This window comes from Paenibacillus sp. NPDC055715, assembly GCF_053617595.1.
The window spans coordinates 254658-268789 of the sequence record NZ_JBSHGA010000002.1 but is presented as its reverse complement, the minus strand read 5'-3'; the positions used below and the strand labels follow the sequence as shown (position 1 = coordinate 268789).

Below are 14132 nucleotides of genomic sequence, written 5' to 3'. Positions count from 1 at the left end.
CCTTTCATGTCTGTATTCGAGCTATGAATTTCATGCCTGTATATAAAACTCGTCAGCTCCATAATTTGAGTAACAAGGTTGCTAAAATGACCGTCGCTGCTCCGCCAATACGGGTTGCAATTTGCGCAAAAGGCATCAGCTCCATCCGGTTCGATGCAGACAAAATAGCCACATCCCCCGTGCCTCCTAATCCGCCGCGACAACTGGTTACCAGTGCAGCTTCCACCGGATACATATTAATCCATTTTCCAGTAAAATACCCTGCGACAATTAATGCAACCACAACAGATGCACAGGTGATGGCATAAGGTATCGTCAGAATCCCAACCACACTATCCAAAGGCACATATAAAATTCCCAATCCTACCATCAATGGCCACGTCAGGCTTGCCGTAATGAATTTGTACAGATGAAAAGCTCCTGTTTCCAACTGATTTGGCATCACTTGAACGGATTTAATGATAGCAGCTGCCAAAATCATCAAAATAGGTCCTGGAATATGAAGATATGGCTCCAGCAGCTTACCTACGATAAAGAAGGTACAGGCTAACAGCATTCCACCACCCATCAATGGAAAAGAAATATTTTGTTCGAGACTCGTAGGAGCCAGCTTTTCTTTTCCATCGGATTTTAACAATCTCCCGTTACCGGAAGTGTTTGGATTTTTCTCCGCTAATCTCTTAAGAACACCCGCACCTATGATTGCTACGATGTTCCCGATGATCGCAGCCGGGATCAACTGGGATACGAACATCGCCGAATCTTTGCCCAAGACCAATCCATACGAGATGGACAAAGGTAAAATCCCTTCCCCGATCCCACCGGAGATAATCGGAATGATGATATAAAAGAATGTATGGTAGGCACTGTAGCCAAAAGCCATCCCCACGACCATACCTGCTGCAACGGCTGCAATGGAGCCTATTATAATAGGGGCAAAAATTTTGACGATTCCGTTCATCAGCATTTTGCGATCCATACCAAGAATACTTCCGGTTACCAAACAAGCGATGTAGAAATAAAGAAAATTTGAGGTTTTCATGAGCGTGTGTACAGCTCCCATCGCGGACGGACTGAACATATTCCAGAATACCATCAACGATGGAACCATGAGTGACAAAATGGCCGGGCCGCCAATATGCTTGAGTATCGGAAGCTTGAAACCTAGTTCACTGAGCAATATGCCCAAAATCATGATGACGGCGAATCCGCCCAACATATCGTTCGGTAGACTTTGTGTAACCGCAGCTGCGTATATAATCAACGCAATCACGACGTATAGCGGAAGCGGAATCACTCCTATTTTTATCTTGCCTAGCATCCTGATCCCATTAACAGAATTTTTATTCGATTTCTGCTCCTTTTGAATGGCTGCTTGGTTTGTAGCATTTTCCATAAAGCTTCCTCCTTGTAGTAAAGAACGATGATCATGTTTTCATTCTACACCTTAGAAAGCGCTTTATTTGGTTTTGAAACTAATAATGTACTTTTATAACTAAAGTAATTAAAAGGAACTTAAATCATAATCGGCCATGATTTCTTCTGCCTGCGGTAAAATATGATATTGGTAAACAGGTCGTCCGATGGTACCATAAATGGTTTCCATGGCAAGCACTTCAATCTCCGTCAAAAAAGTCAGGTATTTGCGCATAGACACCCTGGATATCCCTGCACTCTCTGCAATATCCTCGGTGGAAAATAGTATCGCTTCATACTGCAAGATACAATTCCATATCATAGCCAGCGTTGACTTTGTTATCCCTTTGGGCAGTCGGGTCAAATCCTTAGTCGAGCTTTTATGATACAGGAGACGGTCCAACTCCTCCTGTGAAAGCAAGCTGCGTTCACGCACGATGCTGATATGCTTCTGGTAACCTGCAAGTGCCTCCAGAAAACGATTAAAGTGGAACGGCTTAATCAAATAATCCACCGCGCCAAAATTCATCGCTTTTTTGACACTGTTCATATCACTTGCAGCTGAAATCACGATGACGTCCGCATTCACTCCTGTCTCCCGTATGAATGACAGCAAATCAAGGCCATTACTTTCCTGCATATATACATCTAGTAAAATCAGATCAATTGCTCGTTCAGCCAAAAATTTCTTGGCCTCTTCCACAGAAGAAGCCCAACCTTCACATTGAAACCCCTCTACCTGCTCCATATATTTGCGGTTGAATTCGGCAACCATCGGATCATCTTCTACAATCAGGACATTAATCATGTTCACCATTCCCCGTTATAATATATGGAATCTTAATCTGAAAACAGCCTCCTTGGTCGACTGGAATCAGCTTTATACTCCCTTGTAATCTTTTCACGCTTTGCGTCACCAGATAAAGCCCTATTCCCCGTGATTCTCCTTTGGTCGAAAAGCCTTTTTCAAATACCATCTTTACGAGCCCTTCCGGTATACCTGGACCATTATCACGCATGATACAGGTCAGACATCCGTTCTTCTCATGCTCCTCATAATAAAGCGAAAGAGTAATCCGCTTGTGCTGCAGAGACTCCATCGCCTCCACCGCATTATCAAACAGATTGCCAAGAATAGTAATCAGTTCATGAATCGTTTGGATTTGACCTGATTCGGGCAAGTGACTGTCTGGAGTCAGCTCGAAATTCACTCCAGCCTCTCTGGCCCGGCTTAGTTTGCCCAACACAAAACCCGCCATAACGGGGTCCCTAATCTGCCAGGTAATGGAGCCAATCTCCACCTGATGATGCTCAACGGCATCCATAATATAATGCTCCAGTTTATTGTACATTCGCAGATGTACCATCCCCATAATAACATGCAGCTTGTTCATAAATTCATGGGCTTGTGCACGCAGTGCCTCTGTGTACAGGGACACCCCTGTCAAACGCTCGGCAAGCTGCTTCATCTCCGTTTTATCCCGAAAGGTTACAATTGCTCCCACGATTGCCCCTTTGACCCGTATCGGAACACTGGTAGTCAGCAAAGTGATCCCTCCCAACTCCATGTCCTCATCCATTCGTGGAGTGCCTGCTGCCAAAACCTCTTGTAATCGAAAAGCGGACAAATAAGCGTTAATCTCCTGCCCTGAAGATGAGATATCCTCAATTCCCGCTTGCCTGAGCAGACGAATCGCTTCCGCATTCATCAGTATGATACGGCTGGACTCATCCACCGCAATGACTCCTTCCTTTATGGATTGCAGCATAGCACTGCGTTCCTCCAGCAAGCGTGCGATTTCCGGCGGCTCCAGACCGACAAGCATGCTTTTGATTTTACGGGCCAGCACCACAGCACCTCCAGTGCCGATCAGTATCCCGATACTAATGGCGATGGCAATTAGCCTATAGTTCCCCACCTGAGCCCGTTCTACGACCTGCATTGAAATACCAACGACAATTGCGCCTACCTGCTTGCCTGTAGAACTAAAAACGGGAGAAAAGGCTCGCATGGACAAACCCATCGTTCCCTTCGCAACAGACACGCTCTCATGTCCATGAAGGGCAGTGTTTTCGTCTCCCCCGACAAAGGCTTTGCCGATCTTCCTTACATCTGGGTGTGTTTTACGAATCCCCTTCATGTCCATAACGACGACAAACTGAATGTGATTAGCCGATGAAACACTCTCCACATATTCCTGCATGGAGGCAGACGAATCAGACTGCTGCAAATGCTCAATAATAAGCGGCGTATGGGCAAGTGTACGCGCGATGGACATCGCTTTTTCCTCCAGCCCCATTTCGGTTTCATGCTCGGTTCTCTCTGCGAATAACAAAGTTACAGGTAGGAGCACCAGTGCCATAACCAGACAAACCAGCAGCGTAATCAGCCCTCTGAGCTTGAATAGCGGTTTGCCTCGACGCAGCTTAGGCTGTGACTTTTCGATAGAACTCACCCCTTCACGCTTCATGTTAAAGCTAATAGTCCAATATGCTTATATAAAAATGGTTATGTATGTGTTTACGTTAATTTGCATAGCTATCTCATACAGCTTCATTTCACTCTTTCCCTACAATAAAAAAAGGGAACTATTCCGTAATTACGGAACAGTTCCCTCCGATTCATGGTTGAAGCTCCGCGATTCTACCCTGCTTAGTCGCCTCGGAAGGCGCGCTTCACACGGTCAAAAAAGGATTGCTCATTCTCATGTGTCTGCTCACCGCTAAGCGAAGAGAACTGACGCAGCAATTCCTTCTGTTCCTCACTCAGCTTGCTAGGCGTTACCACAACCACCTTAATGTGCTGGTCACCCTGACCTACGCCACGCAGTTTTGGCACACCCTTGCCTTTAAGACGGAAGTATGTTCCTGTTTGCGTACCAGCTGGGACTTTCAGCTTCACCTTCTCGGTCAGCGTCGGAATTTCGACTTCATCTCCCAACGCTGCCTGCGAGAACGTCAGCGGAATTTCACAATAAATATCGTCTCCCTCACGCTCAAAGAAGTCATGCGACTTCACACGGAAAACGACGTACAGATCACCTGCCGGTCCTCCGTTGACACCGCCTTCGCCCTCACCGTTGATACGCATTTGCGCGCCATCATCCACACCCGCCGGAATGCGGATATGAATTTTACGTTGCTTGCGCACACGACCAGAACCGCTACAAGTTGTGCATTTTTCTTTGATGATTTTACCGGAGCCGCCGCAGTTGGAGCATGCGCGACGATTAACCATCCGACCAAACGGGGTATTCTGCACCACTTCTTCTTGTCCGCTACCGTGGCAGACGGAACAAGTTTGTGGTTTAGTACCCGCTTTGGCTCCCGTACCGTGACACTTATCACACGTTTCCGTGCGCTCAATGTTAATGTCTTTTTCCTTGCCGAATACGGCTTCCTTGAATTCGATCGTCATCGTATATTGAAGATCGTTGCCACGCTGCGGTGCATTCGGATCACGTCGACCGTTGCCGCCACCGCCAAAAAACATATCAAAAATATCGCCAAACCCGCCACCACCACCGAAGCCGCCTCCCATGCCCTGGTTCGGGTCTACATGACCGTATTGGTCGTATCCTGCCCGCTTCTGACCATCGCTGAGAACGTCGTAAGCCTCTTTCACTTCTTTGAATTTGGTTTCTGCGTCCGCAGCCTTGTTCACGTCCGGATGATACTGACGCGCCAGCTTACGGTAAGCCTTTTTGACATCTTCATCCGAAGCGTCCTTCCCGACGCCCAGCACCTCATAATAATCACGCTTATCAGCCAATGTTCCACCCCCATGCCTACAACGTGTCTGCACTACATATAAAAGGAAAGCCAAAGGCACGGGATGACCCGGCTTTGACCTTCCCATCATTTCAAGGCAGTACAACCCGTAATATGCTTATTTATTCTGAAAATAACTGTTACCCTTAGGCTAATCGTTATTTATCAACGCAGCTACGCTGCTTCTTTTTATTCAGTATATTATAACGCACCGGTGTACCGTAATGCTACCACTACCCGATTCGTAGCTTAGTCTTTCTTCTTGTCTTCGTCAACGACTTCATAGTCTGCGTCAACCACATTGTCGCGGCCTTTGCTGTCTGCTGCGCCGTCTTGAGCTTGTGCTTCTTGAGCAGCTTGCTCATACAGCTTCACGGACAACTGCTGAACGATCTCAGTCAGCTCTTCAGTAGCCTTTTTGATGTCTTCCAGGTTGTCAGTTTCCAGCGTTTTTTGCAGATTTTCTTTAGCTGCATTCGCTTTTTCGACTTCGCCTGCATCCGCTTTTTCGCCCAGATCCTTGATCGTTTTGTCTACGGAGTAGATCAGTTGATCCGCAGCGTTTTTAGCTTCTACCAGATCTTTGCGTTTTTTATCTTCTTCTGCATGCAACTCAGCGTCTTTCATCATACGTTCTACTTCCTCGTCGCTCAAGCCGCTGGAGGATGTGATCGTAATTTTTTGGCTCTTTCCTGTACCTTTATCTGTAGCCGAAACGTTCACGATACCGTTGGCATCCAGATCAAAGGTAACTTCGATTTGCGGTACACCGCGTGGTGCTGGAGGAATATCTCCCAGTTGGAAACGGCCCAGCGTTTTGTTGCCTGCTGCCATTTCACGTTCACCTTGCAATACGTGGATTTCCACGCTAGGCTGGTTGTCGGCATATGTCGAGAACACCTGCGATTTGCTCGTAGGGATCGTCGTGTTACGCTCGATCATTTTAGTGAATACGCCACCGGCGGTTTCAATACCGAGGGATAGTGGAGTTACGTCGAGGAGAACGACGTCTTTCACATCACCTGTCAGTACACCTGCTTGAACTGCGGCACCCAAAGCTACCACCTCATCAGGGTTTACGCCTTTATGAGGTTCTTTGCCTGTGAGTTTCTTGATCGCTTCCTGTACAGCCGGAATACGTGTGGAACCGCCGACCAGAACGATTTTGTCGATGTCGCTGGCACTCATGCCTGCATCTTTCATCGCTTGACGAGTAGGTCCCAAAGTACGTTCTACCAGACCTTCAGACAATTCTTCAAATTTCGCACGAGTCAGGTTCAACTCCAAATGCTGTGGAACGCCGTCAGCTACTGTAATGAACGGCAGGGAAATCGTCGTTGTCAGTACGCCGGACAGCTCTTTTTTCGCTTTTTCCGCTGCATCTTTCAAACGTTGTACAGCTGCTTTATCTTTGCTCAGGTCGATGCCTTGATCTTTTTTAAACTCAGTTACGAGATAATCAATAATCACTTGGTCGAAGTCATCGCCGCCCAGCTTGTTGTCGCCGCTTGTCGCTTTAACTTCGAAGAAACCGTCGCCCAGTTCCAGAATGGATACGTCGAATGTACCGCCACCCAGGTCATAAACAAGGATTGTTTGGTCTTCGGATTTTTCCATACCGTATGCCAGTGCAGCTGCTGTTGGCTCGTTGACGATACGCAGCACTTCCAGACCCGCGATTTTACCCGCATCCTTGGTTGCTTGACGTTGGCTGTCATTGAAGTAAGCTGGAACCGTGATAACCGCTTGAGTTACCGTTTGGCCCAAGTAAGCCTCAGCATCGGATTTCAGCTTTTGCAAAATCATAGCAGAAATTTCCTGTGCAGAGTATTCCTTGCCGTCGATGCTTTCTTTATGGTTTGTCCCCATGTGACGCTTGATGGACATAATTGTACGATCCGGGTTCGTGATCGCTTGGCGTTTTGCTGTTTCACCTACAGTACGTTCTCCATCTTTTTTGAAGCCAACAACCGAAGGGGTTGTGCGCGCGCCTTCCGGATTTGGAATTACAACGGCTTCGCCGCCCTCCATAACAGCCACACAAGAGTTGGTTGTACCTAAGTCAATACCGATTACTTTACTCATCAGACAATTCCTCCTTCTGTATATACGAGACCCTCAGGCCGAAATAGTTAAAGCAAATGATGTGTTGCTAATGTATATTAAAGTATATTAAAAAAGCTACATGCTAACTTTTACCATGGCCGGACGAAGCACCTTGTCCTTCAGCATGTATCCTTTTTGCACCTCTTCAACGACGATGCCTTCCTCATAATCTTCGCTTTCCACCTGCATAATCGCCTGATGGAAATCAGGATTAAACGGTTGGCCCACCGTATTCATGGCCGTCACTCCCTCAGCCTGAAGCACGCTCTCATACTGACGGAAGATCATCTCCACACCTTTGGTGAATGACTCAGCCTCCGCTCCTTGCGGTGCTGTTGTTAGCGCACGCTCGAAGTTATCCAGAACAGGCACCAATTCGGTAACCAGCTTCATAGATGCATATTTGGCAAGATCCTCTTTCTCTTTCAGCGTACGACGGCGAAAATTATCGAAATCCGCCTGTGCGCGTAAAAAACGCTGTTGGTACTCTTCCGCCTCCACGCGAAGCTTAGCCAGCTCTGTATCACCCTCTTGGGCTTCCAGTGCTGCCGCTTCGTTCACCGGCTCTTCTTGCTGGTTCGTCTCAGTGGTTTCCTCTGTGCTTACATTTTGTTGTTTTTCTTCTTGGAACACTTGTTCTTCCTTCAAAATGTTTCACCTCCTTCAAGTCATAACTACCATTACATTCATATTTGTACATTCAAACTTGTTTACTGCACTTCATTTCAAGTTGCTGTTACGTTGCAAAAACACGCAGCAATGCACCCGCGTAGGATGCATACCGCATCCCGGCGCGGAACATGCAGAACCGCAACATGTGCAGTCTTATTCTATTTAAACCGCTGCGCAAGCATTGCGGTCAAATCCTTAGACAGGATACCCAAAATATTAATAACTCTCGCATACTCCATCCGTGTCGGGCCCAGTATACCTATTGTGCCCAACGCTTCGCCATCTACCGCATACGTCGCGGTGATCAGACTGCAATTGGCAAATGCCTTATGATCATTTTCTGTGCCGATACGGACTTGAATTTCGGGCGCCCCGGCAACAGGCGTCATTAGCTTAAGCAACGTCGGTGTTTCCTCCAGCAGATCGAGAATATGTTTGACCTTTTCAACGTCCTTAAATTCAGGCTGATTTAGCATGTTCGTCGCACCGCTCAAATACAAGCGCTGATCCGATTCATTATCCAGTGCTTTATCCAGCACCTTCATAGCGTCCTCAAAATGAGACACATGTTTCTCCATTTCCTGACCAAGCGCGGTGTAAAGACGTGATTTAAGCTGATAAATCGGCACGCCGACCAGCTTGCTGTTCAGCAAATTCACAACCTTCTCCATCTCGGAAATCGAAATTCCCGACGGAATATCCACTGTCTTGTTCTCCACCTGACCGGTATTGGTCACGATAATCGCTACAGCCGTTGTTTCGTTGAGCGGCAACAGCTGAAAATGACGCAATGAAGTATGAAAAACCTCCGGCCCAAGCAAGATGGAAGTATAATTGGTCATATGGGACAAAATGCCTGATGCATGTTGGATTACTTGCTCCATTACGTTCAGCTTTTCGGCGTAAAAGGCTTTTAGTTCCCGCATTTCCATAGGCTTTAGCGTATCCAGCGGTACCAAATGGTCCACATAATAGCGGTAGCCTTTATGAGACGGGATGCGTCCCGCAGAAGTATGGGGTTGCTCCAGATAGCCCTGTTCCTCCAAATCCGACATTTCGTTACGGATCGTGGCAGGGCTGAATCCGACATCCTGCCTTTTGGATATGCTGCGGGAACCCACTGGCTCAGCCGAACGAATGTAGTCATCAATAATCGCATTCAGAATGAGTCTCTGACGTTCGGTTAACAAGCGAATCCCCCCTTGTTGCTTATCCATAATAGCATGATTGTTCAATGGAATCATTAGCACTCGTTCGCGATGAGTGCTAACCGATAATACAAAAATACCAAACCGACCTGATCATTGTCAAGTCAGATCAGTATTTTCAATACCATGATTTCATCACTGCGGACAACAAAACCGTTTTTATAAATTTTTTAAGAAAAATATAGAAAATATGCTTCTTATTCTCTATAATATATTGAGCTCTACTGTAAAATAAGGAGGAAGCTGGTTGAGAACAAATCGTCGCAGTTTTATCAATGTACTGATTGCACTCTTACCTACTCTCTGTATGTTTTACCTTTTGATTGAGTTGTTTCCATACACGGGGTTGGGAAGAGTTATTATGCTGCCGTTTATTTTTATGATTAACGCTGTCCTTATTGGTTTGACCGTTTTTTTAATCCGCAAATTTTATAGCGTGTTTTACATTATTATTTTATTGGTCGTAGTCCTGCTTACCCTAAGAATTACTGTTTCATTGTATCCACAAGAGTTCAGTCCAAGTATCCCCCAGCAAATAAACGATAGTATTGCAGCAATTAACGACTATGATCATTCACTCCCGGCCGATTTGGAGAAACCCTCCTTTAATACCTACCAAACGGGAGCAAACGAAAAATATGTGGTAGCCTTGTATAAATACAGACACGATATTCCTCTGGATGGTTCATTTCACCTTTATAATAACGATAGTGATGAAGATGCAATAAGGAGACTTGAAGATATACCAGCAAAACTTGCCCCTCATCACAAGCTGATGTGGCGGTATCTTGAAAATTCCCAAAAATGAGACAAGCAATTACAGCTTATATCTACCACGAGCAGATGCAATCTCGATCCAATAAAAAAACGAACTGACCTGATCATTCTCAGGTCAGTTCAACATTTTCAACACTGCAATTTCATCACAATTGTTTTGTTTGCTACAGTTGATGCAGTCGGTCCATACCTTTTCAGGGAAAATCTCTTTGTTTACCACATCAAACCTGTTTTTTATAAAAAAGGAGACCTCGTAGGTCAAAGCCATAATTTTAGGGATACGCTGCCGCCGTGCTTCTATAATAAGACCCTCTACGAGCTTGGAGCCGATGCCCATACCCTTATATCCTTCAGAAATACCAAGTGAGCGAATCTCTACCAAATCATCACCCAGTTTGCATAAAGAACCACAGCCGACGACTTCGCCGTCCACTTCAGCCACAATAAACAGCTCCAGTTGGCGCATAAGCATTTCCCTTGAACGTGGGAGCATAATTCCCCGCTCCGCATAGCCGCTAATCATTTGGTATAAAGGCTCCACATCCTCAGGAACCGCACTTCTGCACAATACATCTTTACACACTGAAGCCATCTTGCTCTCCTCCTGCCGCTTGTCGCATATAATGAATAAATATACAACAATGCGCATGGAATTGCAATACTCCATTTCCCCTGCCGTGACAGAATTGTGTTATAAAATGCATGTTCCCGCTAATGTCTGCAAACGTACCGTTTTGAAGCTACAACTTATGAATTTACTGTAATGGAACCGATGAACTCCGCAAATACATCATTTCCGAACAAAATACCACGTTCGCTCAGGCGATAACCGTCCTCGACCGGCTCGATCAATCCCGCATTCAGCATTTTTCCGAGAGGGGCCGTAAATGTATCCTCCAGTAGCTGACCGAATTGAGCCTCAAAGCGGGACTTCGAGACACCTTCCAGCATTCTCAAACCGACCATGAGAAAATCCTCCATCGCTTCGGCCGCTGGCACCTCAAAGCTATCCAAACGCGGCAATCCGTTACGGGTAGCCTCCACATAAGGATTAATGCCCTTAATGTTCATATGACGCTCTCTGCCAACATATCCGTGCGCCCCAGCGCCGAGGCCATAATAGTCCTCATTCCGCCAGTAGGTCATATTGTGCTTGCTTCCCAAACCTGGTTTCGCAAAATTACTGATCTCGTACTGCTCATAGCCCGCCTCTTTCATGCGACGCATCAGGAGCAAATACATTTCCAGTTCGGCGTCCTCATGTGGAAGCGGAAGCTGATTTTTCTGGTACAGCGTGTGGAATAGCGTATTCTCTTCAACCTTCAAGCTATAAATAGAGTAATGAGGAAGCCCCAGCTCCAGTGCCCGGCTGACGCTTTCATGCAGCATTTCTACGGTCTGATTCGGTAAACCGAACATCAGGTCAATCGACAGATTGTCCAATCCGACCTTGCGTGCATTTTCCAGACTACGATAAACGTCATCTGTATTATGAATTCGCCCAATATCCGTAAGCAATTCATTTTGAAAAGCCTGCACGCCGAAGCTAAGTCGGTTCACTCCGCCTTCTTTCATCACAGTGAGTTTTTCAAAATCAGTTGTGCCCGGATTGGCCTCCATGGAAAACTCAAGGTCTTCCGACCAATTCGGGAAGTAGGTACGAACGCTTTTCAGGAAATATTCCATTTCCTTCGGATTCAACGTTGTTGGTGTTCCGCCCCCGACAAAAATGGTTTTAATCTCACCCGGCGGGTGAAGGCGAACCGTATGCTCCATCTCCCGTTCCAGTGCATACAGATATTCCATAACAGGCTGATCTTTGAGCACGTAAGAGTTAAAGTCACAGTAAAAGCATTTGTTCGTGCAAAAAGGTATATGCAGATAAACCGCTTGAGGCGCGGATGAATGTTCATGTTTGTGTATGGATGCGGTCATACCGATCCTCCTTGTTAGGTGTGGTGTAGTCAAAAAAAGGGCGGTGGGGGGAGATCGCTCCGTGTATGGATCATTCTTCAGAACGATTCCATCCACTCCGCTGCTGCCCATCGTCAATCGGCCATTTTTTATAGTGTAGGTGTTGCAATTAGCTTGCTCAAATAAAGAACGTCCATTCTCTATGCACGGCAAATGGCCCCATGAAAGAATGGACGAATATCGCTTGGGAACAAGCGGATCGTAGTATCTTTCGGTGCATCACAGAGTGTGTACCTAAGCTACTACTGGATCATGTTGTTGTTACTTATTCGTATTCAATTCGTACACACCATTGTGATGACTAAATTGAATACGGTGCTGTTTGTTTCAAGCAGCTTTACTCATCTATTTTCAGTACCGCCATAAATGCTTCCTGTGGTACTTCTACGTTACCCACTTGTTTCATGCGCTTCTTGCCCTCTTTTTGCTTTTCAAGCAGCTTCCGTTTACGGGAAATATCGCCGCCGTAGCATTTGGCCAGAACGTTTTTACGCATTGCCTTAACGGTTTCACGTGCTACAACCTTCGTTCCGACAGATGCCTGGATGGGCACTTCGAACATTTGGCGTGGGATCAGCTCGCGCAGCTTCTCGCAAATGATACGCCCGCGATGGTAAGCGCGATCTCTGTGGACGATGAATGACAACGCATCCACCTGTTCTCCGTTCAACAGAATATCCATTTTCACCAGATTGGACTGGCGATAGCCTGAAATCTCGTAGTCGAAGGAGGCGTAACCCTTGGTGCTGGATTTAAGCTGGTCAAAGAAATCGTACACGATCTCAGACAGCGGAATCTGGTACGTAATCGTTACCCGTGTCGTATCCAGATACTCCATGTTCACGTACTCCCCGCGCTTGGTCTGGCAAAGCTCCATAACCGTACCTACGTAATCATTAGGCACGATAATGCCTGCCTTCACGTATGGCTCCTCCACATAATCAATCCGTCCGATTTCCGGGTAATTCGACGGGTTATCGATCTGGATCGTTTCGCCATTCGTCAGCTTAATGCGGTAAATAACGCTCGGCGCTGTCGTAATCAGCGGGATGTTAAATTCGCGTTCAATCCGTTCCTGAATAACGTCCATATGAAGCAGACCGAGGAAACCACAGCGGAATCCGAAGCCCAACGCACTTGATGTTTCTGGCTCAAAACTGAGCGAAGCATCGTTCAGTTGCAACTTTTCAAGCGCCTCGCGCAGATCGTTATACTCGGATGTTTCGATCGGATACAGTCCGCAATATACCATCGGATTAATCTTCCGATAGCCTGGCATCGGTTCTGGTGTTGGATTTTTGGCATCTGTCACCGTATCCCCGACACGCGTATCGCCCACATGCTTGATTCCGGCAACGATAAAACCAACATCACCGATGTTCAGCTCGTCCACGATGCTCATACGTGGCATGAAGGCTCCTACCTCGATAACCTCAAACGTTTTATCGGTCGCCATCATTTTAATTTTAGAACCCGCCTTGATGCTGCCATCCACGACGCGGACATATACGATAACGCCTTTATATGGATCATAATGCGAATCGAAAATAAGCGCCTTCAGCGGATTATTCGGATTCCCTTGCGGAGCAGGTACGCTTCTGACCACCTGTTCCAAAATTTCCTTGATACCGATTCCAGCTTTGGCCGATGCATGTACAGTCTCGCTCGTATCCAGGCCGATAACATCCTCGATTTCCTGCTTCACCCGTTCAGGATCGGCACTAGGCAAATCAATTTTGTTAAGCACTGGCAGAATCTCCAGATTGTTGTCCAACGCCAAATATACGTTAGCCAATGTCTGCGCCTCAATACCCTGTGCCGCGTCTACAACCAGCAAGGCGCCTTCACAGGCCGCCAAGCTTCGGGAAACCTCATAGGTAAAATCGACGTGTCCCGGTGTATCAATCAGATTCAAAATGTACTCTTCGCCGTCATCGGCCTTATAAGTGAGTCGCACTGCCTGGAGCTTGATTGTAATCCCGCGCTCCCGTTCCAGATCCATCTGATCAAGCACTTGCTCCTGCATTTCACGGGATGTGAGTGCACCGGTGTATTCCAAAATCCGGTCAGCCAGCGTGGATTTACCGTGGTCTATATGTGCAATGATACTAAAGTTCCGAATTTTACGTTGTCTTGCCAAAATGTCAGTCATGCCTTACCCCCACACAATGCCTAGTGTCAATCAGCTTATTATAGCAGTTGTACAGG

The 14132-nt window shown here is 46.6% G+C and carries 11 protein-coding genes; 1 reads left to right on the top strand and 10 read right to left on the bottom strand.

The genetic code is table 11. The features are described from left to right. Window positions 1-52: 52 nt before the first annotated feature. From ACWGOO_RS05615 to hrcA, 7 genes are all read right to left on the bottom strand, one after another. Window positions 53-1396, bottom strand: a complete 1344-nt coding sequence (locus ACWGOO_RS05615; RefSeq protein ID WP_452481809.1) for a 2-hydroxycarboxylate transporter family protein — start codon at window positions 1394-1396, stop codon at window positions 53-55. 108 nt (window positions 1397-1504) lie between these two features. Then, window positions 1505-2224 (bottom strand): two-component system response regulator DcuR, encoded by a 720-nt coding sequence (gene dcuR / locus ACWGOO_RS05610; RefSeq protein WP_452481808.1) that lies wholly within the window; start codon window positions 2222-2224, stop codon window positions 1505-1507. Further along, a complete protein-coding gene (dcuS, locus tag ACWGOO_RS05605; protein ID WP_452481807.1) occupies window positions 2217-3887 on the bottom strand; it encodes a DcuS/MalK family sensor histidine kinase in 1671 nt (556 codons plus the stop codon). The genes dcuR and dcuS overlap by 8 nt, the downstream gene beginning before the upstream one ends. Before the next feature lie 182 nt (window positions 3888-4069). Then, window positions 4070-5188 (bottom strand): molecular chaperone DnaJ, encoded by a 1119-nt coding sequence (gene dnaJ, locus ACWGOO_RS05600; RefSeq protein WP_452481806.1) that lies wholly within the window; start codon window positions 5186-5188, stop codon window positions 4070-4072. 248 nt (window positions 5189-5436) lie between these two features. Then, on the bottom strand, window positions 5437-7272 hold the full coding sequence (gene dnaK / locus ACWGOO_RS05595; protein ID WP_452481805.1) for a molecular chaperone DnaK: 1836 nt from the start codon (window positions 7270-7272) through the stop codon (window positions 5437-5439). A gap of 96 nt (window positions 7273-7368) precedes the next feature. Beyond that, the gene (grpE, locus tag ACWGOO_RS05590; protein ID WP_452481804.1) at window positions 7369-7941 is read right to left on the bottom strand and encodes a nucleotide exchange factor GrpE; all 573 of its coding nucleotides are present in this window, start codon (window positions 7939-7941) and stop codon (window positions 7369-7371) included. 182 nt (window positions 7942-8123) lie between these two features. Beyond that, on the bottom strand, window positions 8124-9155 hold the full coding sequence (gene hrcA / locus ACWGOO_RS05585; protein ID WP_452482040.1) for a heat-inducible transcriptional repressor HrcA: 1032 nt from the start codon (window positions 9153-9155) through the stop codon (window positions 8124-8126). A 265-nt stretch (window positions 9156-9420) separates the two neighbouring features. On the opposite strand from hrcA, the gene ACWGOO_RS05580 reads away from it, so the two are divergent. Then, complete coding sequence (locus ACWGOO_RS05580) at window positions 9421-9981, top strand: hypothetical protein (protein WP_452481803.1); 561 nt, start codon at window positions 9421-9423, stop codon at window positions 9979-9981. A gap of 84 nt (window positions 9982-10065) precedes the next feature. Here ACWGOO_RS05580 and ACWGOO_RS05575 read toward each other — a convergent pair whose 3' ends face one another. The 3 genes from ACWGOO_RS05575 to lepA all read right to left on the bottom strand — a co-directional run bounded on the left by ACWGOO_RS05575 (window position 10066) and on the right by lepA (window position 14076). Continuing rightward, a complete protein-coding gene (locus ACWGOO_RS05575; RefSeq protein ID WP_452481802.1) occupies window positions 10066-10542 on the bottom strand; it encodes an N-acetyltransferase in 477 nt (158 codons plus the stop codon). A 155-nt stretch (window positions 10543-10697) separates the two neighbouring features. Continuing rightward, window positions 10698-11885: a radical SAM family heme chaperone HemW gene (gene hemW / locus ACWGOO_RS05570; RefSeq protein WP_452481801.1), complete on the bottom strand. Its 1188-nt coding sequence runs from the start codon at window positions 11883-11885 to the stop codon at window positions 10698-10700. A gap of 376 nt (window positions 11886-12261) precedes the next feature. Next, the gene (gene lepA, locus ACWGOO_RS05565) at window positions 12262-14076 is read right to left on the bottom strand and encodes a translation elongation factor 4 (protein WP_452481800.1); all 1815 of its coding nucleotides are present in this window, start codon (window positions 14074-14076) and stop codon (window positions 12262-12264) included. Window positions 14077-14132 lie beyond the last annotated feature (56 nt).